This is a genomic window from Streptomyces sp. NBC_01092 (assembly GCF_045039535.1).
Classification (GTDB): domain Bacteria; phylum Actinomycetota; class Actinomycetes; order Streptomycetales; family Streptomycetaceae; genus Streptomyces.
The window spans coordinates 2300179-2326846 of the sequence record NZ_CP108659.1 but is presented as its reverse complement, the minus strand read 5'-3'; the positions used below and the strand labels follow the sequence as shown (position 1 = coordinate 2326846).

At 68.9% G+C, this 26668-nt stretch carries 20 protein-coding genes and 2 pseudogenes; 16 read left to right on the top strand and 6 right to left on the bottom strand.

Annotated features, from left to right (window positions below; translation table 11 throughout):
* The first annotated feature begins 167 nt into the window (after positions 1-167).
* The 3 genes from tatA to OG254_RS10195 all read left to right on the top strand — a co-directional run bounded on the left by tatA (position 168) and on the right by OG254_RS10195 (position 4425).
* On the top strand, positions 168-461 hold the full coding sequence (tatA, locus tag OG254_RS10205) for a Sec-independent protein translocase subunit TatA (protein WP_351198348.1): 294 nt from the start codon (positions 168-170) through the stop codon (positions 459-461).
* Positions 462-508: 47 nt separating this feature from the next.
* The gene (gene tatC, locus OG254_RS10200; RefSeq protein WP_405579714.1) at positions 509-1459 is read left to right on the top strand and encodes a twin-arginine translocase subunit TatC; all 951 of its coding nucleotides are present in this window, start codon (positions 509-511) and stop codon (positions 1457-1459) included.
* 113 nt (positions 1460-1572) lie between these two features.
* On the top strand, positions 1573-4425 hold the full coding sequence (locus OG254_RS10195; protein ID WP_405579712.1) for a DEAD/DEAH box helicase: 2853 nt from the start codon (positions 1573-1575) through the stop codon (positions 4423-4425).
* 69 nt (positions 4426-4494) lie between these two features.
* Here the strand turns inward: OG254_RS10195 and helR are convergent, their stop codons facing one another.
* Both helR and OG254_RS10185 read right to left on the bottom strand, forming a co-directional pair.
* Entirely contained in the window at positions 4495-6678 is a 2184-nt protein-coding gene (gene helR / locus OG254_RS10190) for an RNA polymerase recycling motor ATPase HelR (protein ID WP_405579709.1), read from the bottom strand.
* A gap of 141 nt (positions 6679-6819) precedes the next feature.
* On the bottom strand, positions 6820-8043 hold the full coding sequence (locus OG254_RS10185; RefSeq protein WP_405594926.1) for a glycosyltransferase: 1224 nt from the start codon (positions 8041-8043) through the stop codon (positions 6820-6822).
* 164 nt (positions 8044-8207) lie between these two features.
* Between OG254_RS10185 and OG254_RS10180 the strand changes: the two are divergent.
* The 6 genes and pseudogenes from OG254_RS10180 to OG254_RS10155 all read left to right on the top strand — a co-directional run.
* Positions 8208-8387 (top strand): annotated as a pseudogene (locus tag OG254_RS10180) (TetR family transcriptional regulator); the annotation flags it as partial.
* A gap of 312 nt (positions 8388-8699) precedes the next feature.
* Positions 8700-10298, top strand: a complete 1599-nt coding sequence (locus tag OG254_RS10175; RefSeq protein ID WP_405579707.1) for a sensor histidine kinase — start codon at positions 8700-8702, stop codon at positions 10296-10298.
* Positions 10295-10702 carry a roadblock/LC7 domain-containing protein gene (locus OG254_RS10170; RefSeq protein ID WP_147997043.1) on the top strand — a complete coding sequence of 136 codons (408 nt, stop codon included), beginning with the start codon at positions 10295-10297 and terminating at the stop codon, positions 10700-10702. The genes OG254_RS10175 and OG254_RS10170 overlap by 4 nt, the downstream gene beginning before the upstream one ends.
* Positions 10699-11100 carry a DUF742 domain-containing protein gene (locus OG254_RS10165; RefSeq protein ID WP_405579704.1) on the top strand — a complete coding sequence of 134 codons (402 nt, stop codon included), beginning with the start codon at positions 10699-10701 and terminating at the stop codon, positions 11098-11100. The genes OG254_RS10170 and OG254_RS10165 overlap by 4 nt, the downstream gene beginning before the upstream one ends.
* Complete coding sequence (locus OG254_RS10160; RefSeq protein ID WP_405579701.1) at positions 11081-11701, top strand: GTP-binding protein; 621 nt, start codon at positions 11081-11083, stop codon at positions 11699-11701. The genes OG254_RS10165 and OG254_RS10160 overlap by 20 nt, the downstream gene beginning before the upstream one ends.
* Before the next feature lie 100 nt (positions 11702-11801).
* The gene (locus OG254_RS10155; RefSeq protein WP_405594924.1) at positions 11802-13244 is read left to right on the top strand and encodes a cytochrome P450; all 1443 of its coding nucleotides are present in this window, start codon (positions 11802-11804) and stop codon (positions 13242-13244) included.
* Positions 13245-13263: 19 nt separating this feature from the next.
* Here OG254_RS10155 and OG254_RS10150 read toward each other — a convergent pair whose 3' ends face one another.
* The gene (locus OG254_RS10150; protein WP_405579698.1) at positions 13264-14205 is read right to left on the bottom strand and encodes an RluA family pseudouridine synthase; all 942 of its coding nucleotides are present in this window, start codon (positions 14203-14205) and stop codon (positions 13264-13266) included.
* Positions 14206-15080: 875 nt separating this feature from the next.
* Between OG254_RS10150 and OG254_RS10145 the strand changes: the two genes are divergently transcribed.
* Together OG254_RS10145 and OG254_RS10140 are read left to right on the top strand one after the other, a co-directional pair.
* Positions 15081-16109, top strand: a complete 1029-nt coding sequence (locus OG254_RS10145) for a hypothetical protein (RefSeq protein WP_405594922.1) — start codon at positions 15081-15083, stop codon at positions 16107-16109.
* Positions 16110-16188: 79 nt separating this feature from the next.
* The gene (locus OG254_RS10140) at positions 16189-17532 is read left to right on the top strand and encodes a cytochrome P450 (protein ID WP_405579695.1); all 1344 of its coding nucleotides are present in this window, start codon (positions 16189-16191) and stop codon (positions 17530-17532) included.
* A 63-nt stretch (positions 17533-17595) separates the two neighbouring features.
* Here the strand turns inward: OG254_RS10140 and OG254_RS10135 are convergent.
* A pseudogene (locus tag OG254_RS10135) lies at positions 17596-18629 on the bottom strand (hypothetical protein).
* A gap of 20 nt (positions 18630-18649) precedes the next feature.
* Between OG254_RS10135 and OG254_RS10130 the strand changes: the two are divergent.
* The 3 genes from OG254_RS10130 (at position 18650) to OG254_RS10120 (ending at position 21262) form a co-directional block, all read left to right on the top strand.
* Positions 18650-19273: a PadR family transcriptional regulator gene (locus tag OG254_RS10130; protein WP_405579692.1), complete on the top strand. Its 624-nt coding sequence runs from the start codon at positions 18650-18652 to the stop codon at positions 19271-19273.
* Positions 19274-19439: 166 nt separating this feature from the next.
* Positions 19440-20489: an ATP-binding cassette domain-containing protein gene (locus OG254_RS10125; RefSeq protein WP_405579690.1), complete on the top strand. Its 1050-nt coding sequence runs from the start codon at positions 19440-19442 to the stop codon at positions 20487-20489.
* A complete protein-coding gene (locus tag OG254_RS10120; protein WP_405579687.1) occupies positions 20486-21262 on the top strand; it encodes an ABC transporter permease in 777 nt (258 codons plus the stop codon). Before OG254_RS10125 ends, OG254_RS10120 begins: the two co-directional genes overlap by 4 nt.
* 124 nt (positions 21263-21386) lie before the next feature.
* On the opposite strand, the gene OG254_RS10115 is transcribed toward OG254_RS10120, so the two are convergent.
* Both OG254_RS10115 and OG254_RS10110 read right to left on the bottom strand, forming a co-directional pair.
* Positions 21387-22232: a siderophore-interacting protein gene (locus OG254_RS10115; RefSeq protein WP_405579685.1), complete on the bottom strand. Its 846-nt coding sequence runs from the start codon at positions 22230-22232 to the stop codon at positions 21387-21389.
* A 170-nt stretch (positions 22233-22402) separates the two neighbouring features.
* Positions 22403-23332 (bottom strand): 5'-3' exonuclease H3TH domain-containing protein, encoded by a 930-nt coding sequence (locus tag OG254_RS10110; protein ID WP_405594920.1) that lies wholly within the window; start codon positions 23330-23332, stop codon positions 22403-22405.
* 188 nt (positions 23333-23520) lie between these two features.
* Between OG254_RS10110 and OG254_RS10105 the strand changes: the two genes are divergently transcribed.
* Together OG254_RS10105 and OG254_RS10100 are read left to right on the top strand one after the other, a co-directional pair.
* Positions 23521-24597 carry a glycine betaine/L-proline ABC transporter ATP-binding protein gene (locus OG254_RS10105; RefSeq protein ID WP_405579682.1) on the top strand — a complete coding sequence of 359 codons (1077 nt, stop codon included), beginning with the start codon at positions 23521-23523 and terminating at the stop codon, positions 24595-24597.
* On the top strand, positions 24590-26416 hold the full coding sequence (locus OG254_RS10100) for an ABC transporter permease/substrate binding protein (RefSeq protein ID WP_405579679.1): 1827 nt from the start codon (positions 24590-24592) through the stop codon (positions 26414-26416). Before OG254_RS10105 ends, OG254_RS10100 begins: the two co-directional genes overlap by 8 nt.
* The last annotated feature ends 252 nt before the right edge of the window (positions 26417-26668 follow it).

Sequence of the window (26668 nt, the reverse complement as noted above, 5' to 3'; positions counted from 1 at the left end):
CGCGGGACGGAGAACGAGGCCCGGACCGCGGACAGGGAGTACGCCCGGGGATTGCCTGACGTTTACCCCTGAGCGTTACGATCGCTGTCAACGCGATCGTTCGGACACATGTCCGACCGGTCCGACAGCATCCCACCCCAGCCGCCTCGGTGAGAAGGTAAAGACTTATGTTCGGAAGGCTCGGAGCCCCCGAGATCATTCTCATCCTCGTCGTCATCATCCTGCTGTTCGGCGCGAAGAAGCTTCCGGACATGGCGCGCTCGCTCGGCAAGTCCGCCCGGATCCTGAAGAGCGAGGCCAAGGCGATGAAGGACGAGGGCAAGCCTGCCGCCCCGGCCGACCCGCCGAACAATGCCGGCGACGACCAGCAGCCCCCCGCCCAGCGCATCATCCAGGCCTCCCCCGGCGACGTGACCAGCTCGCGCCCGGTCAACGAGCCGACGGACACCAGCAAGCGCTGACGCAGGGCCGGTGATCTCCGGCCCGCCGCACGAGATGGGAACGTGGGTTGCTGAAGTCTGCCCGCAAAGAGGAGAAGGATCCCGAGGGGCGGATGCCCCTCGCGGAGCACCTTCGTGAGCTCCGCAACCGGCTCGCGAAAGCGCTCCTCGCGATCGTTGTCATCACGATCGTCGCCGCCTTCTTCTATCAGGACATCATCAACTTCTTCACCAAGCCGGTCCTCGATTCGGTCGGCTGCCCGAAGTCGTTCGAAGAGCTGGCCAAGACTGCGCGCGACGAGAACCCGTGCGCGCAGATCACGATCAACGGTCTGCTCGCGCCGTTCACGCTGGCGCTGAAGGTGTCCCTGACGGCCGGTGTCGTGCTGGCCGCACCGGTCTGGTTGTACCAGCTGTGGGGCTTCGTCGCCCCCGGCCTGCACAAGCACGAGAGGAAGTACGCCTACGCGTTCGTAGCCACGGGCTTCCCGCTCTTCCTCGCCGGCGCCTTCTTCGCCTACAAGGTGCTGCCGAAGACCGCCAACGTCCTGATCGAGTTCACGCCGTTCGGCGTCGACAACCTCCTGCCGCTCGACGACCTGCTCGACCTCGTCACGCGCATGGTGATCGTCTTCGGCCTCTCCTTCGAGCTGCCCCTGCTGCTGGTGATGCTCAACTTCACCGGCGCGATCACCGGCAAGCGCATGCTCGGCTGGTGGCGCGGCATGATCATGGGCATCACCGTGTTCGCGGCGATCGCGACGCCGAGCACGGACCCGCTGACGATGATGGCCCTCGCCGGTCCGATCTGGATCCTGTACTTCGCCGCGGTTTCCGTCTCCCTGGTGAACGACCGCCGCAGGCGTCGCCGGGACGCCATGGGCCCCGCCGACGACGAGGCATCCGACCTGGACCTGACCCCCGAGGACATCGGTGAGGTCGAGACCGTCTCCGCCAGCCGGGCGCTGCCCGAGCAGGCGAGCACCGAGCGGGTCAACGGATACGACGACGTCACCTGAGAGACGTATCTCGAGGGACAGCGGCCGGGGCGCCTACGGGGCGCACCCGGCCGCTTCCGCTTCGCGGTCGTGAGCTGCGCGGTTCCCGGGTCCACGGGGCGCCGATCCGGATAATGATCGTCCTGTTGTCAGTGGGGCCCGGTACGCTCGAAAGCACGATGACAGAGGACCTCTCACCGGCCGAGCGGTATGCGGCAGCACGCACGCGCGCTGCCGAGCAGGCCACCGCACTCGCCTCCTTCCGCGAGATGTACGACTTCGGCCTCGACCCCTTCCAGATCGAGGCGTGCAAGGCACTCGAAGCGGGGAAGGGCGTGCTGGTGGCCGCCCCCACCGGCTCCGGCAAGACGATCGTGGGCGAGTTCGCCGTCCACCTCGCCCTGATGCAGGGCAAGAAGTGCTTCTACACGACACCCATCAAGGCGCTGTCGAACCAGAAGTACGCCGACCTGTGCCGCCGTTACGGGGACGGCATGGTCGGTCTGCTCACCGGCGACAACAGCATCAACTCCGAGGCGCCGGTGGTCGTGATGACGACCGAGGTGCTGCGGAACATGCTGTACGCCGGGTCGCAGACCCTCCTCGGCCTCGGCTACGTGGTCATGGACGAGGTGCACTACCTCTCCGACCGCTTCCGCGGCGCCGTATGGGAAGAGGTGATCATCCACCTCCCCGAGTCGGTCACCCTCGTCTCGCTGTCGGCGACCGTGTCCAATGCCGAGGAGTTCGGCGACTGGCTCGACACCGTCCGCGGCGACACCGAGGTCATCGTCTCCGAGCACCGGCCCGTGCCGCTGTTCCAGCACGTGCTCGCCGGACGCCGGATGTACGACCTGTTCGAGGAGGGCGAGGGCAGCAAGAAGGCCGTCAACCCCGACCTCACGCGGCTGGCCCGGATGGAGGCCCAGCGGCCGTCGTACCAGGACCGCAGACGTGGCCGCGCCATGCGCGAGGCCGACCGGGAGCGGGAGCGCAGACAGCGCTCGCGGGTGTGGACGCCGGGGCGGCCCGAAGTCATCGAACGGCTCGACGCCGAGGGGCTGCTGCCCGCCATCACCTTCATCTTCAGCCGCGCCGCCTGCGAGGCCGCCGTCCAGCAGTGCCTGCACGCGGGACTGCGGCTGAACGACGAGGAGGCACGGGAGAAGGTCCGTGCCCTCGTCGAGGAGCGCACCGCGTCCATCCCGACCGAGGATCTGCACGTCCTCGGGTACTACGAGTGGCTGGAGGGCCTGGAGCGCGGTATAGCCGCCCACCACGCGGGCATGCTGCCGACCTTCAAGGAGGTCGTCGAGGAGCTGTTCGTCCGCGGCCTGGTGAAGGCCGTGTTCGCCACGGAGACGCTGGCGCTGGGCATCAACATGCCCGCCCGGTCGGTGGTGTTGGAGAAGCTCGTCAAGTGGAACGGCGAGCAGCACGCCGACATCACGCCGGGCGAGTACACCCAGCTGACCGGTCGGGCGGGCCGCCGCGGCATCGATGTCGAGGGCCACGCCGTGGTGCTGTGGCAGCGCGGCATGAGCCCCGAGCACCTCGCGGGCCTGGCCGGCACCCGCACCTATCCGCTGCGCTCCAGCTTCAAGCCGTCGTACAACATGGCGGTCAATCTGGTCGATCAGTTCGGCCGGCACCGCTCGCGCGAGCTGCTGGAGACGTCGTTCGCGCAGTTCCAGGCCGACAAGTCGGTCGTCGGGATCTCCCGTCAGGTGCAGCGCAACGAGGAGGGGCTGGCCGGTTACAAGGAGTCCATGACCTGCCACCTCGGGGACTTCGAGGAGTACGCGAGCCTGCGCCGCGAACTGAAGGACCGCGAGAACGAGTTGGCCAAGCAGGGGGCGGTGGAGCGGCGCGCGGAGGCCGCGGTCGCGCTGGAGAAGCTCAAGCCGGGCGACGTCATCCATGTGCCGACCGGCAAGTACGCCGGGCTCGCCCTGGTGCTCGACCCGGGGCTGCCGGCCGGCCGCTCCAACGGCCACCGCGGCTTCGAGCACCATGACGGGCCGCGCCCGCTGGTTCTGACCGCCGAGCGGCAGGTCAAGCGGCTGGCGTCGATGGACTTCCCCGTGCCCGTCGAGGCGTTGGAGCGGATGCGGATCCCGAAGTCCTTCAACCCGCGCTCCCCGCAGTCCCGTCGGGACCTGGCGTCCGCGCTGCGCACCAAGGCCGGGCACATCTCGCCGGACCGGCACCGCAAGCGGCGTTCCCAGGCCGCGGACGACCGGGAGATCGACCGGCTGCGCAAGGCGATCCGGGCACACCCCTGCCACGGCTGCAACGACCGTGAGGACCACGCCCGTTGGGCCGAGCGCTACCACCGGCTGACGCGGGACACCTCGCAGCTGGAGCGCCGTATCGAAGGCCGTACGAACACGATCGCCCGCACCTTCGACCGCATCGTCGCGCTGCTGACCGAGCTGGACTATCTGCGCGGCGACGAGGTGACCGAGCACGGAAAGCGCCTCGCGCGGCTGTACGGCGAACTCGACCTGCTGGCCAGTGAGTGCGTGCGCGAGCGGGTGTGGGAGGGGCTCGGCCCGGCCGAACTGGCCGCCTGTGTCTCGGCGTTGGTGTTCGAGTCGCGGGCCGGGGACGATGCGATGGCCCCGAAGCTGCCGTCGGGCAAGGCCAAGGCCGCGCTGGGTGAGATGGTGCGGATCTGGGGCCGGCTGGACGCTCTGGAGGAGGACTTCCGGATCACCCAGACCGAGGGCGTCGGGCAGCGCGAACCCGATCTGGGCTTTGCCTGGGCTGCCTATATGTGGGCCAGTGGCAAGGGGCTGGACGAGGTGCTGCGGGAGGCGGAGATGCCTGCCGGGGACTTTGTGCGGTGGTGCAAGCAGGTGATCGATGTGCTGGGGCAGATCTCGGCGGCGTCTCCTGGGGAGGGCTCGACCGTGGGGAAGAGTGCCCGCAAGGCTGTTGACGGGTTGCTGCGGGGGGTTGTGGCCTACTCGTCGGTGGGGTGATGGGTGGACGGTGGGCGCGGGTGCGTTGCGGCTGGTCGCGCAGCTCCCCGCGCCCCTGCGGGCGTGCGCTCAGCGGAGGATGATCAGTTGCTGCGTCGCCCGTGTCATCGCCACATAGCGGTCCACCGCTCCCTCGATGCCCTCGCCGCAGGTCTCCGGGTTCACCAGTACGACCAGGTCGAACTCCAAACCCTTCGACAGCTCCGGGGTCAGGGACTGGACCCGGTCCGTCGGGCGGAACTCGGGGGCGCCGATGACGCAGGCGGTTCCCTCGGCGTGTGTCGCCAGCCAGCCGTCGAGGATCGGGCCGAGGTCTGACACCGGCCCGTGCAGGACGGGTACGCCTCCGCTGCGGATGGACGTCGGCACGTTGGCGTCGGGAAGTGCGGCGCGGATGACCGGCTCGGCCTCCGTCATGATCTCTTCCGGCGTCCGGTAGTTGATGTTCAGAGAGGCAAGCTCGATCCGGTCGATCCCGATCCGTTCGAGCCGCTCCCGCCAGGACTCCGTGAAGCCGTGCCTGGCCTGGGCACGGTCCCCGACGATGGTGAAGCTCCGCGACGGGCATCGCACGAGCAGCATCTGCCACTGCGCGTCGGTCAGTTCCTGGGCCTCGTCGACGACGATGTGCGCGAACGGGCCGGCCAGCCGGTCCGGGTCGATCACGGTCAGCTCGGACTCGTCGACCAGGCTGACCTGGGCGTCCTGGCCCCGCAGCATGATGACCAGGCCCTCGCCGTCGTCGAGGTCGGCGCCGGAGTTCGCCGTGGCCTCGATCAGGTTGTCGACGACCTGCGTCATACGCTCGCGCTGGGCGGCGAGGATGCCCTGGTGCCGGCGCCTGAGCCGGGCCGCATCCGGGTCGCCGAGCCGCTGGCGTGCCGCGTCCAGGACCGGCAGGTCGGACACCGTCCAGGCCTGCGCGTCCGCTCGCTGGAGCCGTTGGACCTCCTCGCGGCTGAGCCAGGGAGCGCACATCCGCAGATAGGCCGGGACCGTCCACAGGTCGCCGACCAGGTCGGCCGCCTCCAGCAGCGGCCACGCCTTGCTGAAGGCAGTCAGCAGCTGCCGGTTCTGCGACAGCGACTTGCGGACCAGCTCGGGCGAGACCTCGCCGGCGTCGCCCGAGGCGTCCTCCTCGTGCTTGTCGACCAGGATCGTGAGCAGCTCCTCCCAGACCTGGTCGCGGGCCTCGTTGTGCGGCGTACCGGGCTCGGCCGCGTCGAACGCCACCGCCCAGTCGGCGGCGCTCAGCCGCACGTCGGACCAGTGGGTCGTGACCGTCATGCCCTTGGCCGGCGGCTCCTCGTAGAAGCGGACGGCCTTCTCGATCGCCTTCACGAGGTCCGCGGACGACTTCAGACGGGCCACCTCCGGGTCGGCCTCGACGGCCGCCGTGGCTCCCTCGGGGACGAGATCCCGCAGAATGCAGGTCTGCACGCCCTCCTCGCCCAGGCTCGGCAGCACGTCGGAGACGTAGGCCAGATACGGCCGGTGCGGGCCGACGAACAGCACGCCGCCCCGGCGCTGATCGAGCCGTGGGTCGGAATACAGCAGGTAGGCGGAGCGGTGCAGGGCGACGACGGTCTTGCCCGTGCCCGGGCCGCCGTCGACGACGAGCGCCCCGCGGGATCCCGCGCGGATGATGGCGTCCTGGTCGGCCTGGATGGTTCCGAGCACGTCCCGCATCCTGGGGGAGCGGTTGCTGCCCAGGCTCGCGATGAACGCGGACTGGTCGTCGAGCGCGGCATGCCCGGCGAACCCGTCCGAGGCGAACACCTCGTCCCAGTAGTCGCTGATCCGGCCCTCGGTCCAGCGGTACCTGCGGCGGCTGGCCAGGCCCATCGGGTTGGCGTGGGTCGCGCCGAAGAACGGCTCGGCCGCGGGGGAGCGCCAGTCGACCAGCAGCCGACGGCCGGCGCTGTCGGTCAGGCCGAGCCGTCCGACGTACAGGGGCTCGGAGCTGTCCGCGCCGACCATGTGTCCGAGGCACAGGTCGAGGCCGAAGCGGCGCAGGGTGCGCAGGCGCGCGGTCAGTCGGTGGACCTCGTTGTCGCGGTCCATCGCCTCCCGGCCGAGGCCACCCGGTGCCTTGCGCACGGCGGTGAGGCGGTCGGTCAGCTCGGCGATCGACTGCTGGAGGCACTCCGCTATCGCGGCGAACTGCCGCTCGTCGGCGGCGATCAGTGCCGGGTCGGCCTTGGGGGAGAGGCGTTCGGGAAGGTCGAAAGCGCTGGTGGTCAGGGGGTTCACGGCTTGGCTCCGAAGGTAGGTCGTGGGCGGCGTGGGCCGCCTGGGCGGCCTTGGCGTGCGGCGATGCGGCGGAAGGTCCCGCGGGGTTCGGGCGGACGCGGACGGCCCGCGTGGACGCGGGCGGGCTCGCGCTCGCGTGGGTCACGCGGACGGTTCGCCTCGGCCGACCGCGTCGAGCAGCAGCCGTGCGGCGACCTCTGCCCCGTCGCCGCGGACCGTGGCCGCCGCGGCGGTCGCGCGCGCGTGGGTGTCGGGTGCCAGAGCCGTGCCGAGCGCGGCCGACAGGGATGCGAAGGTCGGGGTCGGGCCGTCGTGCGCGGCGCCGATGCCCAGTTCGGCCACGCGGTCGGCCCAGTACGGCTGATCCGCCAGCTGGGGCACCACCACCTGGGGCGCGCCGGCCAGGGCGGCCGTCGTGGTGGTGCCCGCGCCGCCGTGGTGGACGACGGCGGCCACCCGGCGGAACAGCGCCTGATGGTTGGCCTCACCGACGACGAAGCAGTCGTCCCGGCCCTCCAGCAGGGCCAGGTCCGCCCAGCCGCGGGCCATGACGGCGCGGCGGCCCTGCGCGCGCACTGCCTCGACGGCCACCTCGGCGACGTCCGCCGACCCGTGCATGGGCATGCTGCCGAAGCCCACGTACACGGGCGGCTCGCCGGCGTCCAGGAACGCCACCAACTCGGCCGGGAGCGGACGTTCGTCCGGCACGGTCCAGGCGCCGGTCTGTACGACGTCGAAGTCCGCCGGCTCCTGCCACGGGTCCAGGAACGGGTCCGTCGCGAGCCACGGCCGGTCGCCGATGACGTAGTCCCGGAGGCTGTCGACCGGGGACAGGCCGATCGACGCCCGGTGGGTGTTGACCGCCTCACCGAACAGCGCGTCGATGCTGCGGGCGTCCAGGTCCCACAGCGCCCGGTTGTCGGTCACCTCCGGGGGGTGCGGCCGGCCCGGATAGGCCAGCGGCGGGCGGTGCGGTGAGGGGAGGGTGAGCTGCTGGAAGGTCACGGACACGGCGTGGATGCCGAGCTTCTCCGCGATGGACAGCGCTCCGGCCGCGGCCGACGGCACGCCGGTCGCCACCAGCGCATCGCAGCCCTCGGCCGCCTCGGTGACCGCCTCGAACTGCGCGGCGACGATCTGGGCCGCGCGCTGCGGCAGGGTTGACGCGGGCGGCGCCGCCTTGGTCAGCGCACGCGCCGACGGGCCCACCGCCACCATCTCCACGCCGACGCCGGCCAGCCGACGCGCGAAGTCCTCGTCCGGTGGTGCGCACACCCGCACCTGAGCGCCGAGCGCCCGTAGCCGCAGCGCCAGCGCCACCAGTGGTTCGACGTCCCCCCGTGACCCGTAGGTCGACAACAACACACGCACTTAGTGACTCCCGTTTCCGCAGGTCCTGGCCCTATGACCGGAGATTCTGCGGCATGACGGGGGCCTTGCGGCAAGCCCCCCGGTGCGCTATAAGTTAAGAGTGGCGAGGAGCGGGTGAGCTCCTCGCCTTTGCTGTTTCTCCGGCCTCGACGGCGCGGGCCGTACTGTACGGCGGTTCGCGCGATCCCGGCGGGCTGTACCTGCTTGCCGAGGTGCGCGTCGAGCGCTTGGCCGACTTCCACGCCGTTCGCGCCGAACTCAGGGACGCCTACCGCCAGTTGCCCGCCGCCACGGCCGCGGGCGGCGCGCTCGCCAAGAGTGAGCTGGACTCGTCCACCGCTCCGCCGGGATCCGATCTTCACCCGTCACGGTGAGTACTCTTCGCACATTCATACGCCATAACGCACCGTGTGCGAATGCAACCTGAGCGTATAAATGGGGCCGAGCGTACTCCTGTCGTACGCCCCATTTCAGGTGCTTGCTGAATATGACACAGCGATGATCCGGTCGGACTAAGCTCGCCCGCGGCGCACCGAGTTGAGACGTATTCGCGCGTTTGTTCCCGAACATGCAGAACATTCCGACATACCCATGAAGTACCCCACTGCAAGCTCCCCCTACACCCACCCGATTCGTTTCAGAGGGCCCACATGGTGAGCGTTCAATCCCCGCCCAGTCGCCGTGAACTCCCGTACACACGCGTGCTGTTGCTGCCGGCCATAGTGATGGCCGCGGCGATCGGCTCCGCCCTCGCCCTGGTGGCGGGACCGGCCCGGACGGCCGTCGGTGTGTGCGGCGCCGTGGCCATGCTGCTGGTGCTGGCAGTCGCGGCCGAAGCCGCGCGCCGCGGCCGCGCACTGCGCGACCTGCGAGCCGACCATGCCCGTCACACCGCGTATCTGGAACGGCGTGTCGCCGCCCATGGCGAGGAGATGGCTCGCCTCGCCAGGGAGATCACGCCCGCCGCGATCCACCGGCTGCGCTGTGGCAGTTCCCCCTATGAGGTGATGCGCGACCTTGCCGAGCTCGACCCGTCGTACGCCCAACTTCCCCCGGCTCAGGTGGAGTTGGTGAAGTCGATGGTCGACATCGTCGACCACGAGGAAGCCCTGCGCGACTCCGCCCAGCGTTCCTTCGTCAGCATTGCCCGCCGCGTGCAGGCGATCGTCCACCAACAGGCCGTGGAACTCCGGGAGATGGAGGAGGACCACGGCCGCAACCCCGAGGTCTTCGACGACCTGTTGCGCATCGACCACGGCACCATGCTGATCGGCCGCCTCGCCGACTCCATCTCCGTGCTCGGCGGCGGCCGCCCGGGCCGACAGTGGCCCGAGCCCGTACCGCTGTACAGCGTGCTCCGGGGCGCCATGTCCCGGATCCTGGAGTACCGCCGCATCAGCCTGGACTCCATCGTCAAGGTCAACATCGCCGGTATCTCCGTAGAGCCGATCATCCACGCCGCGGCCGAACTCCTCGACAACGCCACGCGCTACTCACCGCCGCAGACCAAGGTGCACGTGACCGCCACCGAGGTGCAGACCGGTGTCGCGATCGAGATCGAGGACGCCGGTGTCAGCCTCAGCGAAGAGGCCCGCGCCAGAGTCGAGGGCATGCTCGAGCGTGCCAAGCAGGGCACCGACCTGCAGGACCTCGTCGAGTCCCCGCGCCTGGGCCTGGCCGTCGTCGGTCGCCTGTGCACGGCGTTCAACATGCAGGTCTCGCTGCGGTCCTCCGCGTACGGCGGCGTCCGTGCCGTCCTCGTGGTGCCGCGCGACATGATGACCACCGACCCCGCGCCAGGACTCGCCCACGGCATCGGCGCCGGGGCGGCGCCCAAGGCCGACGACCCCCACGCGCTCGAAGGTCCCAAGCGCGCCCCCAAGAAGCGGCGCCCCACCAGCCCGAAGATCCCCGCCGGGCTCTCGATGGAGGACGACGTCCCCGTCGTCACCGAATGGACCGCGGGCGGTCTGCCCCAGCGCCGCAGCCGGGTCAAGACCCCGCTCAGCAAGCGACTCGCGGAGCAGGCGGCCATCGAGCAGGCCGAACGGGAAGGCCGGCCGACCATCTGGTCGACGCACAAGCCCGATCCCGAGCCCGAACCCGAGCCGGCGGAGGACGAGCCCGTCCCCGGAGCCTGGGTCGAGGCGTTCTGGAACGGACTCAAGGACAAGCCCGACCCGCTCACACTCCAACCGCGAACCCAACCGGCCCGCGCCGAGGCCGACGACGAGGGGGACCTCAAGTGATCCAGCAGCGCGCCAACTTCGACTGGATGCTCAAGGAGCTCCACGACGGCGTACCCGGCATCCAGATGATCGTGGTGCTCTCCGCTGACGGTCTGCGCATCGCCCGCTACGGCGGCGACCCGGACACCGCGGACCGCGTCGCCGCTGCCTGCGCCGGCCTGCAGAGCCTGGCCAGCGCGGTCGCCTCGGAGATCCCGAAGAGCGACGGCAAGATGAAGATGGTCCTCATCGAGATCCATGGCGGCTACTTCTATCTGATGGCCGCCGGCGCCAACGCCTACCTCGCCGTCCTCTCCGACACGTTCGCCGAGCCCGGCCGGATGAGCAACCGCATGTCCGACCTCGTCGCACGCATCGGTGCCCACCTCACCAGTCCGCCCCGGCGCAACGGGCAGACCGTATGACTCCTCCGCAACGCCAGCGGCGATTCCCGAAGCAACAACCGCCTCCGCCGCCCGCCAAACCCGGAACCCAGAAGCACCCGGAACGGCTCTTCGTGGTGGCCGGCCCGGACAGCGGTGAGCGTGACGCGGACATCGACCTCGTCACCTTAATCGTGGCGCGCGCCGAACCCCCGCCCTCCGCCACACCGGAACAGTCGGCGCTGCTCCGGCTCTGTACCACCCCTCTGTCCGTGGTCGAGCTCTCGGCCTATCTCAACCTGCCGTTCAGCATGATGACGGTCGTGCTCACCGACATGCTGACGACCGGGCTGGTGACGGCGCGCGTCCCGATCGTGCGCCAGGCCGTCGCCGACCGTTCAATTCTCGAAGCGGTGATGCATGGACTTCAAAGGCTCTGAAATCATCCCCGGTCCACGGACTGAGGACCAGCTGCCGCACACGGCCGAGGCCGCGGTCAAGATCGTGATCGTGGGCGGGTTCGGCGTCGGCAAGACGACCATGGTCGGCTCGGTGAGCGAGATCAGGCCGTTGACCACCGAAGAGACCATGACGCAGGCGGGCGTCGGCGTCGACGACAACTTCGGCTCGGACACCAAGACGGCCACCACCGTGGCGATGGACTTCGGCCGCATCAGCATCACCGAGCAGCTTGTGCTGTACCTCTTCGGCACGCCCGGCCAGGAGCGCTTCTGGTTCCTGTGGAACGGGTTGTTCGACGGCGCCCTGGGCGCGGTCGTACTCATCGACACTCGCCGCCTCGAGGTCAGCTTCGATGTCATGGGGAGGCTGGAGGAGCGTGGCGTGCCCTTCGTGGTGGCCGTCAACACCTTCCCGGATGCGCCCCGTTACCCCGCCTCCGAGCTCCGAACGGCGCTCGACCTGCCCGAGGAGATCCCCATCATCGAGTGCGACGTACGTCGCCGGGCCTCCAGCCGGGATGTCCTGATGACGCTGATGCACTTCTTGCATGCGCTGGCTACGGCGAAGGCGCCCGCGTGAGCCACTACCCCCATCACCTCCTGTACACCGGAATCACTTCAGCTTCGGAGCGACCATCGTGACGTCTGAATCCCTCTTCCCGACCGGTACGGACGAGCCCATGGCCACCCCGCCCCCCGGCTGTCCCGCGCACGGCATCGGCCCTGGCGGGCTGCGCCGGCTGTACGGCCCCGAGGCGGAGGACCTGGGAGCCGTGTACGAGAAGCTGCGTGCCGAGCATGGCGCCGTGGCTCCCGCGCTGTTGCACGAGGACGTGCCGATCTGGGTGGTGCTCGGCCACGCCGAGAACATGCACACCGTCGGCACCCCCTCCCAGTTCTCCCGTGACACCCGGTTGTGGACCTCTCTGCAGGACGGCTCGATCAAGCCCGATCACCCGCTCATGCCGATCATCGCCTGGCAGCCCATCTGCTGCCACGCTGAGGGCGACGAGCACCTGCGACTGCGAGGCGCAGTCACTGGCGCCATGTCGACCATCGACCACCGGGGCATCCGCCGCTACATCAACCGCGCGACCCAGGATCTCGTCAACAAGTTCTGCGAGCAGGGCGGGGCCGATCTAGTGAGCCAGTTCGCCGAGCATCTGCCGATGGCGGTGATGTGCGAGATCCTCGGCATGCCGGAGGAGTACAACGACCGGATCGTGCAGGCCGCCCGCGACATGCTCAAGGGCACTGAGACCGCCATCGCCAGCAACGCGTACATCATGGACGCCCTGATGCGGCTCACCGCCCGCCGCCGGGCCGAACCCATGGAGGACTTCACCAGCCACCTGATCAACCACCCGGCGAGGCTCACCGACGAGGAGGTCGGCCAGCACCTGCGCGTAGTCATGATCGTCTCGTACGAGGCCACCGCCAACCTGCTCGCCAACGTACTGCGAGTGGTACTCACCGACCCGCGGTTCCGCGCCCAGCTCAAGGGCGGTCAGATGACGGTGCCCGAGGCGGTCGAGCAGTCTCTGTGGGACGAACCGCCGTTCAGCGCCATCTTTCCCTATGTCGCAAAGCAGGAAACCGATCTGGGCGGCCAACGGATCCGCAAAGGCGACGGCCTCATCTTCGGCATCGCGCCGGGCAACGTCGACCCGCGTGTCCGCCCCGACCTCAAGGCCAACATGCAGGGCAACCGGTCTCACCTTGCCTTCGGCGGCGGCCCTCACGAGTGCCCGGGGCAGGACATCGGCCGCGCCATCGCCGACGTCGGTGTCGACGCGCTGCTGGCCCGGCTCCCGGATGTCCAACTCGCCTGCGAGGAGCACGAGCTGCGCTGGCGGGCGTCCATCTCGAACCAGCACCTGGTGGAACTGCCGGTGAAGTTCGCGCCCAAGCCCCCGCAGGACGTCATGCAGCCGCCTTCCGCCAACCCGGTTCCGCAGCAACGCGCGACCAACTGGCAGGCCGGCTCGCCGCAGCCGCAGCCGCAGCCGCAGCCGCAGCCCACGGCTACGGAGCCCGCTGCTCCGACGCCGGTGGCCACGCCCGAACCGACCCGCCGGCCAGGCATGTTCCGGCGCCTCCTGCGCTGGTGGCGCGGCGACTGACCCGACGGGGCGCCAGGGGTTACTCGGCCCACTCGTCGTAGGACGACCAGGCCCGCAGTCCGCGCGGGCTGACGAACCGGTGCTCGCGCCCCGTGAACGGATCGGTGAACTCCAGCGCACGCGCCAGCAGTTGGAGCGGACGCCGGAAGTCACCCGCCGCCACGGGGTCGGTCACCACCGGATAGAGGGGATCGCCTAGGATCGGCACCCCCAAGGTGCTCATGTGCACCCGTAGTTGGTGCGTCTGCCCGGTACGCGGTGTCAGCCGGTACCGGGCACGCCCGTCGCGGTGGTCCAGCAACTCGACCCGGCTGACGGCGTTGGGCTCACCCTCGACCTCGCGAGCGGCAAGGACCCCGCGCTCCTTGACGATCCGGCTGCGCACAGTGGTCGGCAGGGTCAGCTCCGGGTCGTACCGGGCCACCGCCTCGTACTCCTTCGCCACCCGCTTGTCGCTGAACAGCGACTGGTACGCACCGCGCTCCTCGGGCCGCACGGTGAACAGCACCAGCCCGGCCGTCAGCCGGTCCAGACGATGTGCCGCGCCAAGTGCCGGGATTCCCAGCTCCCGCCGCAGCCGCGCCAGGGCCGTCTCGATGACGTGGCTGCCGCGTGGCGTGGTGGCAAGGAAGTGCGGCTTGTCGGCTACCACCACATGCTCGTCCTGGTACACGACGTCGATCGCGAACGGCACCCGTTCCTCGTCGGGCAACTCGCGGTGGAACCACACGTACATCCCCGGCACGTACGCCATGTCCCGCGGTACCGGACGCCCGGCGGCGTCCACGATCTGCCCCTCGTCGAGCATGCTGTCGATCACCCCGGCCCCGGCTGCCAGCCGCGCCACGAGATGATCCCGCACGGTCACCCATGCGTCCCCGGCCGGCAAGCGCACACGTACGGGATCCACCCCGTCGCGCTGCGGCAGGGGAGAGGGCGGGGGCGGAGTGCGGCGTCTCATCAGCATCAAGCGTACGAGGGGCACACTTGCGGGCTGCAGGGGAAACCGTGCGCGCCGCGCTCACGGACGGTGGGGAACGGGTGGCGGGAATGTGGTACCGACACGGGGACCACGGGCGTGAAGGAACGAGTTACCCCACGCTGGTCATCACCTCTGCGCTCCGGCTCATTGCCACTGGCACCGGCGCACGAGCACGTTCAAGGGTGCATGCGGTAAACCGGCCATACTTGGTGCTTTCGCGATCGCCTTTGTACCTCCACGCGCCCCCTCTCGATCGCTTGTCCCGTGTGGCGGGCCTGCGTCTACTGGGAGTCGTCCGCGCAGCCCCATGGCCCTGCACACACCGTTGTTCTGATGACGTGGACCTCGTGGGAGCCGACATGGCCAACGCTCAGCTGCCAGTCTCCCCTCTCGGCGCGTTCTTCACCCGCCAGAGTGAGAAAGCCGTCCGACCTCGCCCGATGCTGCGTGTCCTCGGCCGCCGCACCGTCGACGGCAGTGGAGGTAGATCCCCGATCTCGTACCTGGCGGCAGCGCTGGAGCGCCACGATTCCCTTGGTCCGGCAGGCTGAACGGACGTTACCCAAGGGTGCCCCCTGATCCGGTGACCGTCCGCTGGACGGTCAAAAGCGTTCAGGACTCGATCAGCGGTGCCCACTTCCGATGCGGACCCAACTGCGATGTGATTGAAGGGAGTACGGCCGAAGCCGGCGCGTCCAGATCGCGCCATCACGGAAGGGGAGACTGTGCCGCCGCTCGTCCTGCCGTCGCATCCCGTGGCCACCGGCCACCCACCGCGAGAGCAGGCAACCTGACCGCACCTCATCCGCCTCAGCTACTCCGGCGCCATAGACCTGGAGGACCTAGTGCTCGCCATGATCCCGACGTATCCGGAGCCCACCCCCCCGGCCGAAAGCCCGTACACCGAGAAGATCGAGGAGTACGTCCGCTCGCTTGGAGAGAGTCTCGGCCTGACACAGACGCCGGGCGGCCGGAAGCGGCTGGAGGCAGGCTATGGGCGCTTTGTTGCCTGGACCTATCCGGAAGCCTCATTCCGTGATCTCTGCCTCTGCGCGGAATGGCTCTTCTTCACCTTCATCCTGGACGACTTGCACACGTTGAAGGTCTATGACACTCCGGAAGCCTGGACTCCGGTCCACCGACGCCTGATGGACATCATCAATACCGGCGAAGACCCTGCCCCTGCGCGAGAGGCAACTCTGCTCACCAAGGCGCTCACGGATCTTTCGGTCCGTACTCGTGAAAGGCTCTCGCCAGCGCTGCACGGACGGCTGAACCGGCACCTGGACCTGTTCTTTCAGGGATTCGCCGAGGAGTCCGAGAATCGGTTCCGCGGCACTCCTCCGGGGATTGATAGTTTTACCCAGACCAGGCGATTGTCCGTGGGCATGGAGTTCGGCTTCGACTTGGTCGAGCTCAGCCTGAGCACGGAGGTGCCCGAGGACATATACGAGACGGGCTTTTTCCGGAGAATGGTCGAAGCTGCGAGCGATGTGGTCGCCTGGCAGAATGACCTACATTCAGTTCCTCTGGACATCAAGCGTGGAGATTTCCACAACGTCGTCATCGTAATGCAGCATGCCGCCGGAATCTCGCTGACGGAAGCGTTCAAGTCGTCCGTTGCCAAGGTTCGGAGGCGAGTGGCCGACTTCCTGGTCACCGAAGAGCAGCTCTCGCCGTTCCTAGCGAGTCGCGGCGTGCGGCCCGGCGACCGGGAAGAGGTTCTGAGGGTAACTGCCGGGATGCGGCAGTGGACGAACGGATGCCTGGAGTGGTACGGGAACACCACCCGATACGCCATTCCCGCCAGCTCGGGCGAGTCGGATGAACAGCATGCTCACCTGCAGATGTTGCTCCCGAGTCAGGAGCGTGCGCGGGGGTAGTTGCGGTTGACCTTCGAACCAGAGCGGCTGAAATGCCGTCCCGCCAACATCCTGGATCGAAAAGAAGGGCCAACACACCATGGCAACAAAGCGTGAAGGCATCACCCAGGCGCCGGGGGCACTGCCGATCGTCGGGCACCTGTTTCCCCTGCTCCGTGACCCGCTGCGTTTCTTGAACGCCCTCCCCTCCTACGGCGATTTGGTGCAGATACGACTAGGTCCACAAAGGGCCGTCGTTGTATGCCGGCCTGAGCTCGTCCAGCAGGTTCTCCTGCATGACCGCATCTACGACAAGGGCGGACCCCTCATCGAACGGATCGGGAATGCGCTTGGGAACGGCCTTGCCTCATGCCCCCACAGTGCCCACCGGCGACAGCGACGCAGCTTGCAGCCAGCTTTCTCGCGTGCTTGCCTGCGTGAATACGCCGCCATCATGACCGAACAAATCGGTACGCTCAAAACCAGTTGGAGCGACGGACGGGTCATCGACTTAGCTCCGCAGATGTACAATTTCGCGAGTGGCACCATTGCTCGAACGCTGTTCACGGCTGACGCCGCGGGACCCGCTGTGGAGACCGTGAAGGAATGTCTACCCGATATCTTCCGAGGTATCTACCAGCATGCTGTCCTCCCACCTTTGCTGAGTCGTCTTCCGCTCCCTGCGAACTTGCGCTACGAGAGGGCTCGCAACCGAGCGTGGGCCGCGGTCAGCAAGACCATCAGCATGTACCGGCAAGACCATGAGACCCACGGCGATGTGCTGTCGATGCTCCTCAAAACACATGACGACGAGGGAGGAGCCCTCGGTGACGCCGAGATCCACGCTCAGATCATGACCCTGCTCGTCGCCGGCATCGAATCCACTGCCGTGGCTCTTACGTGGGCTGTGCATCTTCTGTGCCAATACCCCGATGTCCAGGAGCGATTGCGCACCGAGACAGCCGAGGTACTGGGTACCCGAAACGCCACGTGGGATGATCTTCCCCGGCTCGACCTGGCACGCCGGGTCATCACCGAGACGCTACGCATCTACCCGCCCGGATGGATCCTGACTCGAACGACCGCCACCGAGGCCCGGCTCGCGGACACCGTGATCCCCCCCGAAACCACCCTCATCTACAGCCCGTATCTCATCCACCACGATGCACGATTCAATCCGCGCCCCAGCAGCTTCGATCCCGACCGCTGGCTTCCGGGCCAGCAACATGTGCGCGGCGCCTTCATTCCGTTCGGCGGAGGGGCGCGCAAGTGCATCGGCGACAATTATGCGATGACCATGGCGACACTGGCCCTGTCCACGATTGTGGCCCAGTGGCGTTTCTCGCATGTCGACCATCAACCACCACACGTCGAACCTCGCATGACCCTCAGCCCTGACAAGCTGCAGGTCCGGGTGGAGTGTCTGGATCGAACGCCTGACTAGGTTCCTTCTTACGGGTCTTGTTGGGTGCGCGGATCAACATGGGTCGGACAGGAGAGCCGGTTCCTACCCCCGCCGTGCCCTCCGCAGCCGGTACGAACCCCGCCCCCACAGTGCCCAGCAAGAACAGCACGGTGAACCAGGAAGCACCAGTGCCCGCCCGCCGGGTCGTACCCCCCCCGCGGCCGGGCGAGGTTGACCGTCATGACGAGGCCGTAGAGGAGAGCCAGGGCATTGACCGGCTCCCTCCAGCGGCCCAGGGAGAACAGGCGGTTACCCGTCTCGTCGGTGCCGTCGGTGGTGAGACGGCCGCGCAGGCGGGCCACCAGCAGAGGGCCCGTGACCATCGCATACGCCAGCAGTAGCAGGCCGGCCGCGAGGACGCCGACCACCACGGCGGGCGCGCTGGGCATGCTGGTGCGCGGGTTGACCCTTGCGAGGCGGCGGGAGAGCGGGAGTTGGCCGTCGCGGGTCATCGAGAGTAGCAGGCCGCATTCTGGATGGCGAGGGTCGCGACCGCGATCGCCACCACCACGTCGGCCGGCAGCGCTCGGCCCCCGCCGTTGCCCAGGCTGCTCGTCAGGACGTAGCTCAAGTCGTCGACCGCCGGCCGGCCGTGAGAGTGGGTGCGGCGAGCAGCGCGCCGAGCAGGCCCGCGGCACCGCCGTGAACGAGCCGACCAGCAGCGTGCCCAACAGGTTGGACTGGACGGCGCCTTCGGTGTGGACGGTGATACCGAGGAATCGCTCGGAGCCGAAGGGGACGTTCGAAAGCCGCGACGACCACTGGTAGATCGCGCCTGAGATGGGGTAGCGCGCGGCCGGCTCCGCGAAGTATGCCGTCACCAGCAGCTGCCCGACCAGCACCGCGGGCCGGGCCCAGTCATGGCGGCAACCTGCTTTCGCGCAGCGGCGCGAGAGTTCCTGTCGGGGGCAGGAGTTAAGGAGCGGTTGCTTCCAACGCGTGACGTGCTCATGCCCGACGCGACTCCAGGTTCTCATGGAGGGGTGCCGCGGTGCCCTCGGCAACACCGCCGATACGCGATATGTCGTGTCTATTGACGTGCTCGTCGAACTCGCGATATGTTCGGCCACGGATATTCGGAAGCGAGGTGCTCACCATGGCGAGGAAACGACGCAAGCTCACCAACCCCTTGGCGCTCGCCGTGATGACGACCCTCTGGCAGAAGCCCATGCATCCGTACGAGATCGCCCAGACCCTGCGCCAGCAGGGCAAGGACGCCAGTACGAAGATCAACTACGGGTCGCTGTACACCGTCGTGCAGAACCTCGAGAAGCACGGCTTCGTCGAGGTGACCGGTGTGGAGCGCCAGGGCAACCGCCCCGAGCGCACGATCTACGGCCTCACCGAGGCCGGGCGCGAGGAGATGGCCGAGTGGCTGTCCGACCTGCTCGCCGTCCCGGCGAAGGAGTACCCGATCTTCGAGACGGCGCTCTCGCTGATGGCGGCGCTGCCTCCCGGCGAGGTGGTGCGGCTGCTGGAGATGCGGCTGAGCTCGCTGGAGGTGCAGGTGGCCAGCGGCCGGGGCGCCCTGGAGAAGCTCTGCGAAACGCTGCCGAGGCTCTTCCTCGTCGAGGTCGAATACCAACTGCACATGGTCGAGGCGCAGGCGGAGTGGGTCGGAGGTCTCCTCGAGGAGATCAAGGAGGGCTCCCTGCCCGGCGTCGAGGCGTGGCGGCACTTCCATGAAACGGGGGAGTTGCCGGCCGAGTTCACATCATGAGAAGGACCCCGGCAGGGCTGTTGCAGCAGCTCCGCCGGGGTCGCGAACCCCGAAAACGAATCCGCCGTGGGGCAGAACCGGGCGATCGAGGTGCGGCACACCCAGGATAGCCCGGCGCTCCTCACGCGGAACGATCACGTATCCGCTCACCAGGAGAGCAGTCGTCATGAGCAGTACCAGCCCTGACACCCGTGCGCCCGCAGTCGAGGCGCGCCAACTGATCAAGACCTACGGCGAGGTCACCGCCCTCAACGGCATGGACATCACCGTCGAACCCGGCACCGTCTTCGGCCTCCTCGGCCCCAACGGCGCCGGAAAGTCCACCACCGTCAAGATCCTCACCACCCTGGCCCGCCCCGACTCGGGCTCGGCCACCGTCGCCGGCCACGACGTGCTGCGCCACCCGGACCGGGTACGCCGCGCGATCGGAGTCGTCGCCCAGAACTCCGGTGCCGACCCGGTCGCCACCGGCCGTGAGAACCTCCGACTCCAGGGCCGGCTCTACGGCTTGAGCCGCGCCGCCCTCGGCCGCCGCGTCGCCGAACTGCTCGACCGCTTCCGGCTCACCGACGCCGCCGACCGCCCGGTCAAGGGCTACTCCGGCGGCATGCGCCGCCGCCTCGACGTCGCCCTCGGCCTGGTGCACCGGCCCGAGGTGCTCTTCCTGGACGAGCCCACAACCGGCCTCGACCCCGAGACCCGCGCCGCGATGTGGGACGAGATCGGGCGCCTGGCCGGCGAGGACGGCATGACCGTCCTGCTCACCACGCACTATCTGGAGGAGGCCGACCGGCTCGCCGAGCGCATCGCGATCGTCGACCGCGGCCGGATCGTCGTCACGGGCACCCCGGACGCCCTCAAGGGCGAACTCCGCGGCGACGCCGTCCATGTGGAACTGCGCCACGCGGTCGGGGAAGCAGGCCGTACGATCCTGCGGGACGCCCTCGGCGCGCTGCCGGGTGTGCACGACGTGCTGATCGACGGGCGTCGCGTCAGCGTCCGTGCCGACGAAGGCGCCGCCGCGATGCCCGCGCTCCTCACCGCGCTCGAACGCGCCGGGGTCGGCGTAGCCACCGCGACCGTCGCCCGCCCGTCCCTCGACGACGTCTACCTCCGCTACGCCGGTCGCCGGTACTCCGAGGCGGAAGCCGAGGTCGAGGCCGACGTCGACAGTGGTGGGGACCTCGTCCTCGCCGCGGACGGAGGTGCGCGATGAGCACCGCGATCACCCAGACCTGGTACATGACGCAGCGTCAACTCATGGTCTTCGTACGGCAGCCGGCGTACGCGATCATCACGCTGATCCAACCGGTGATCTGGCTCTTCCTCTTCGGCAGCCTCTTCAAGAAGGTCGTCGAGCTCGGTGGCTTCGGCACCACCTCCTACCTCGACTACCTGGTGCCGGGCGTCGTCGTGATGAGCGCCCTCAGCTCCAACATGTGGGCGGGGATGACCACGCTCGACGAGATCCAGCGGGGCACACTCAACCGGTTCCTGACCACCCCGGTCAGCCGGGCCGCGCTGATGAACGGCAACGTCGTCAACAACGGCCTGGTCACCGCCCTCCAGTCGGTCGTCATCGTGCTGCTCGGCCTGCTGGGCGGCGCCGACTACCCGGGCGGCATCGGCGGCATCGCGGTCCTGGTCATCGCCTCGGTCCTGCTCGGGACGATCTTCGGGGCGCTGTCCAACGCGCTGGGCATGCTGGTGCAGGAGCGCGAGTCGATCATCGGCATCAACACCTTCCTGCTGCTGCCGCTGACCTTCCTGTCCTCCGCCTTCATGGCACCGTCGCAGATGCCGGGCTGGATGCGGCACGTCGCCGACTTCAACCCGCTCAACTGGGCGATGGCCGCGGGCCGTTCGGCGATGTCCGACCACCCCGACTGGGGTGACGTGCTCAGCCGGGGCGGTGGGCTGCTCGCGCTGGCGGTCGCCGCTGTGTGGCTGTCCATACGGACGTTCCGGTCGTATCAGCGGTCGGTGTGAGGTCAGTCGGACCCATGAGTATCGGACCCATGAGTATCCGACCCACGAGTATCCGACCCATGAGTATCGGACCATGAGTAAAGGGCGGCACCCCGCAAGGTGCCGCCCTACCGCCGTCCTTGGGCTACGCCGCCGGCGCCGCCCCCTCCTGCTCCGCCTCGATCCGCGCGTTCCAGTCCCGCTTGGACGCCTGCCAGCCGTCCTCGTTGTGGCCGAGCCGCCAGTAGCCGGAGATGGACAGGTCCTCCCGGGCGACGCTCCGTTCGACGCGCAGCAGTTGGCGCAGTTCCTTCACGAAGTGGGCCTCGCCGTGCACGAACGCGTGCACCCGGCCCTCGGGGAACTCCAGCGCCCGCACGGCCTCGACCAGCGCCTCGCCGACGGGACGGGAGCCGCGGTGCAGCCAGATCACCTCCACGTCGGAGTCGATCTTCTGCTCCTCTTCGGGGCCGGCGATCTCCACAAAGGCGTACGCCGTGGCGCCGTCCGGCAGTGACTCCAGGGAGCGGGCGATCGCGGGCAGGGCGCTCTCGTCGCCGACGAGCAGATGCCAGTCGGCGTCCGGGTCGGGGGCGTAGGCGCCGCCGGGGCCCATGAAACGTACGATCTCGCCGGGCTCGGTTCGCATCGCCCACGGGCCGGCCAGACCCTCGTCGCCGTGCAGCACGAAGTCCAGTGTCAGTTCGCGGTGTTCGGGATCCCACGCCCGCACGGTGTACGTCCGCGTCACCGGCCACTGCTCGCGCGGCAGCTCCTCGCGGATGCGCTCCAGGTCGAAGGGCTCGGGATAGCTCACACCCGTGGGGGAGAACAGCATCTTCACGTAATGGTCCGTGCAGGTGTCCGCCGCGAACTCGGCGAGCCCCTCACCGCCCAGCACCACACGCTGCATGTGCGGGGTCAGCCGTTCGGTACGGATGACCTGCGCGGAGTGGGGCTTCCGCGGCTTGCGGGCAGGGCGTAGTGCCATCACTGGCCTCCCTCGTTCCAAGCTTAGGTTTACCTAAGTTAGCACCTCCGCCTGGCGAATGCCGCTATGAACGTTCATGAAGTGGTGCATGTCGCGCACGCACGGAACGAATTCCCCGTGTCACGAGCCCCATGCGCACGATCGGGACGCCCTTCACGCTCCCGGTACCTTCACGCCCCCAGCGTCACGAGCAGCCGCTGGAGTGACCCGCCCAGCCCCCAGCGCCCCGCCAGTTCGTCCAGCCCTGCCGGATCCCGGGGCGTGTGCGGCAGTGCCGTGTCCACGTCGGGCAGCGGGACGTCCTGCGCGACCCGCACGACCTTCGGCGCGACGGCGACATACGGCCGTGCCTCGTCCAGTCGCTTGCGCTGCGAGGGCGTGAGCTTCGCCTTCGGATCGTCGACCGCGGCCATGATCCCGGCCAGGTCGCCGAACTCGGTGAGCAGCTTCGCCGCCGTCTTCTCGCCGATCCCGGGCACGCCCGGCAGGCCGTCGCTCGGGTCGCCGCGCAGCAGTGCCAGATCCACGTACCCACCGCCGTCGACGCCGTACTTCTCGCGCAGCCACGCCTCGTCGGTGAGCTGGAGGGTGCCGACGCCCTTGAGCGGGTACAGCACCCGCACCCCGCGCTCGTCGTCCACCAGCTGATACAGGTCGCGGTCGCCGGTGACGATGTCGACCGGGCCCTTCGCCCGCGCGGTGAACGTGCCGATCACGTCGTCCGCCTCGTACCCCTCGACGCCCACGCGCGCGATGCCGAGTGCGTCGAGGACGGCCTCGATGACCGGCACCTGCGGCGACAGCGTGTCGGGCATCTCCTCCTCGTCCGGCCCCGCCGCGCGCTCCTCGGCGACCCGGTGTGCCTTGTAGGAGGGGATCAGCTCGACCCGCCACTGGGGCCGCCAGTCGGCGTCCATGCAGGCCACCAGCGCGTCGGGGCGGTGGTCCTTGACCAGGCGGTCGATGAAGTCGAGGAGCCCGCGCACGGCGTTCACCGGGGTGCCGTCCGGGGCCTTCACGGAGTCCGGGACGCCGAAGTAGGCGCGGAAGTACAGCGAGGCGGTGTCGAGGAGCATCAGTCGTCCGGTCACGCCACGCATCATGCCGTACGGCACCGACAACGGCCCCGGTGTGAGCGTGCGGTCGCGATGTGTGGCGGTCCTGTGGCCTGGACCACTTGTGCGTTTGTGGGCGGGGAAGCCGGGCAGGCGCGCAGCCGGAGCGACTCTCATTGCGCAACTGTTGCGCCAGTCGCTCCCTTCATTTGCCGTCGAGACAAGAGGTACCCGTGTCATCCAGGCTTGAGGCCGACCAGCTCTACAAGGTGTTCGGAAGACGACCGGGCGAAGCCGTCGAGCGGCTCCGCCAGGGAGCCGACCGGGAGGAGCTGCGCGCCGACGGGACCACCGCCGCCGTGATCGACGCCTCCTTCACCGTCGAACCGGGCCAGATCTTCGTCGTCATGGGTCTGTCCGGGTCCGGTAAGTCCACCCTGCTGCGCATGCTCAACGGGCTTCTGGAGCCGACCGCGGGTCACGTCCGCTTCGACGGCCAGGACCTGACCGCGATCAGCGACCGCGAGCTGCGCGAGGTCCGCGCCAGGAAGATCAGCATGGTCTTCCAGCACTTCGCGCTGTTCCCGCACCGCAGCGTCCTGGAGAACGCCGCCTACGGTCTGGCCGTGCAGGGCGTGCCCCGCGCCGAGCGCGAGAAGCGCGCCGGCGAGGCGCTGGCCCTGTGCGGACTGGCCGGCTGGGAGAAGTCCTGGCCCGACGAGCTGTCCGGCGGCATGCAGCAGCGCGTGGGTCTCGCCCGCGCGCTGGCCACCGACGCCGACCTGCTCCTGATGGACGAGTCCTTCAGCGCGCTCGACCCGCTGATCCGCCGTGACATGCAGGACCAGCTGCTCCAGCTCCAGAAGAGCCTGAAGAAGACGATCGTCTTCATCACCCACGACCTGAACGAGGCCATGCGCCTCGGCGACCGCATCGCCGTCATGCGCGACGGCCGCATCGTCCAGACCGGCACCGCCGAGGACATCCTCTTGCGCCCGGCCAACGACTACGTCGCCTCCTTCATCCAGGACGTCGACCGCTCCCGCGTGCTGACCGCGGGCGCCCTCATGGACACCTCCGTCACCGCCGACGCCCCGCTGTGCGCCTGCGAGACCGCGACCAGCGAAACGCCGTTCGTGGAACTGTGCGCGATCAGCGCCCGCCTGTCCCACCGCGTCAGCGTCGTGGACGAGGAGAACCGGGTCATCGGCGTCGTTCCGCGGCAGCGGCTGGTCGGGTTCCTCGGGGACGAGAGCGCCGATCCCTCGCCCTGCGACACCCCGGAGGGGAAGGTGACCGCCCGTGCCTAGGCTGCATCTCGGTGACTGGGTCGACTCCGGCGTGGACTGGCTGGTCGCCCACATGGGCTGGCTCTTCGACGCGATCAAGGCAGTCGTCGAAGGCATGTACGACGGCGTCAACGCCCTCCTGACCGCCCCCGAGCCCCTGCTCCTCGCGGGCATCTTCGCCGTGCTCGCCTGGTGGCTGCGCGGCGTCGTAGCGGGCGTCCTCGCCTTCGGCGGGTTCGCACTGATCGACTCGCTCGAACTGTGGGACCGGGCCATGTCCACGCTGGCCCTCGTCCTGGTCGCCACCGCCATCGCCCTGGTGCTCTCGGTCCCGCTGGGCATCTGGGCGGCCCGCTCCAAGACGGTCAGCGCGACCGTTCGGCCCATCCTGGACCTGCTCCAGACGATGCCGTCGATGGTGCTGCTGATCCCGGCCATCCTCTTCTTCGGCCTGGGCACCGCCGCCGGCGTGATCGCCACCCTGATCTTCGCGCTCGCCCCGGGCGTCCGCATGACCGAGCTCGGTATCCGCCAGGTCGACGCCGAGCTGGTCGAGGCCGCCGAGGCCTTCGGCACCTCGCCGCGCGACACCCTGCTGCGCGTCCAGCTGCCGCTGGCCCTGCCGACGATCATGGCGGGCATCAACCAGGTGATCATGCTGAGCCTGTCCATGGTCGTCATCGCCGGCATGGTCGGCACCGGCGGCCTCGGCGGCGCCGTCAACGAGGCCATCGGCCAGCTCGACATCGGCTTCGGCTTCGAGGCGGGCGTCGGCATCGTCGTCCTCGCGATCTACCTGGACCGCATCACCGGCGCGCTCGGCGAGCAGATCTCCCCGCTGGGCCGTCGCGCCGCCGCCAAGGTCCGCGCCGCCGGCCGCGTCAAGGTCTGGAACCACCGGCCGCGCCCGGTCGTCGCTGTCGCCGGCGTCGCCGCCCTGGCCCTCGTCGCGGGCGGCATGGGCGTCTTCGGCCCGACCTCCGCCGACACCGAGGCCTCCGCCACGAACGTCGGCAAGGGCAAGGAGGTCAAGATCGGCTACATCCCGTGGGACGAGGGCATCGCCTCCACGTACCTCTGGAAGGAACTGCTGGAGCAGCGCGGCTTCAAGGTCACGACCACCCAGTACACCGCGGGCCCCCTCTACACGGGCCTCGCCACCGGCCAGGTCGACTTCGAGACGGACTCCTGGCTGCCCACCACTCACGCCGAGTACTGGAAGAAGTACGGGAAGCAGCTCGACGACCTCGGCTCCTGGTACGGCCCCACCTCCCTGGAGCTCAGCGTCCCCTCGTACGTCAAGGGCGTGAAGTCCCTGGAGGACCTGAAGAGCAACGCCTCCAAGTTCAACGGCAGGATCATCGGCATCGAGCCGAGCGCCGGAATGATGGGCATGCTCAAGGACAAGGTCCTCAAGGAGTACGGCCTGGAGGGCAGCTACGAGGTCGTGGACGGCTCGACGCCCGCGATGCTCGCCGAGCTCAAGCGCGCGTACGCCAAGAAGGAGCCGGTCGTCGTCACGCTCTGGTCGCCGCACTGGGCGTACAGCGACTACGACCTGACGAAGCTCAAGGACCCCAAGGGTGCCTGGGGCAAGGGCGACGGCGTGCACACGCTTTCCCGCAAGGGCTTCGCCGACGACAACCCCGAGGTCGGCGAGTGGCTGAAGAACTTCTCCATGACCGAGAAGCAGCTCACCGGCCTGGAGTCGCAGATCACCAAGGCCGGCAAGGGCAAGGAGCAGGACGCCGTGCGCAGCTGGCTGAAGCGGAACCCGGGCCTGCTGGACAAGTGGGCCCCGGTCGCCGGGGCGCAGCACAAGAGCCAGGCGGCCGGGTGACCTGACAGTCCCGGACCGCCTCCCGAGGGGTGGGTCACGCCGTACGTTTTTCCCCTCCGTACGGCTGACCCACCCCTCGCGGCATGTCCGCATAGTCGTCCGGCATGCCTACGAAAAGGATCCGGCCAACCACGTAGCGCTATCCCACCACCCGAGCCGGGCCGGGCGAACTCCCCACGGACGACTCCGACTTCCCGGCCTCGCGCGCCCCCTTTCACCTCCGCGCTGACCAGGCCCGCCCGTCGGCGCGGG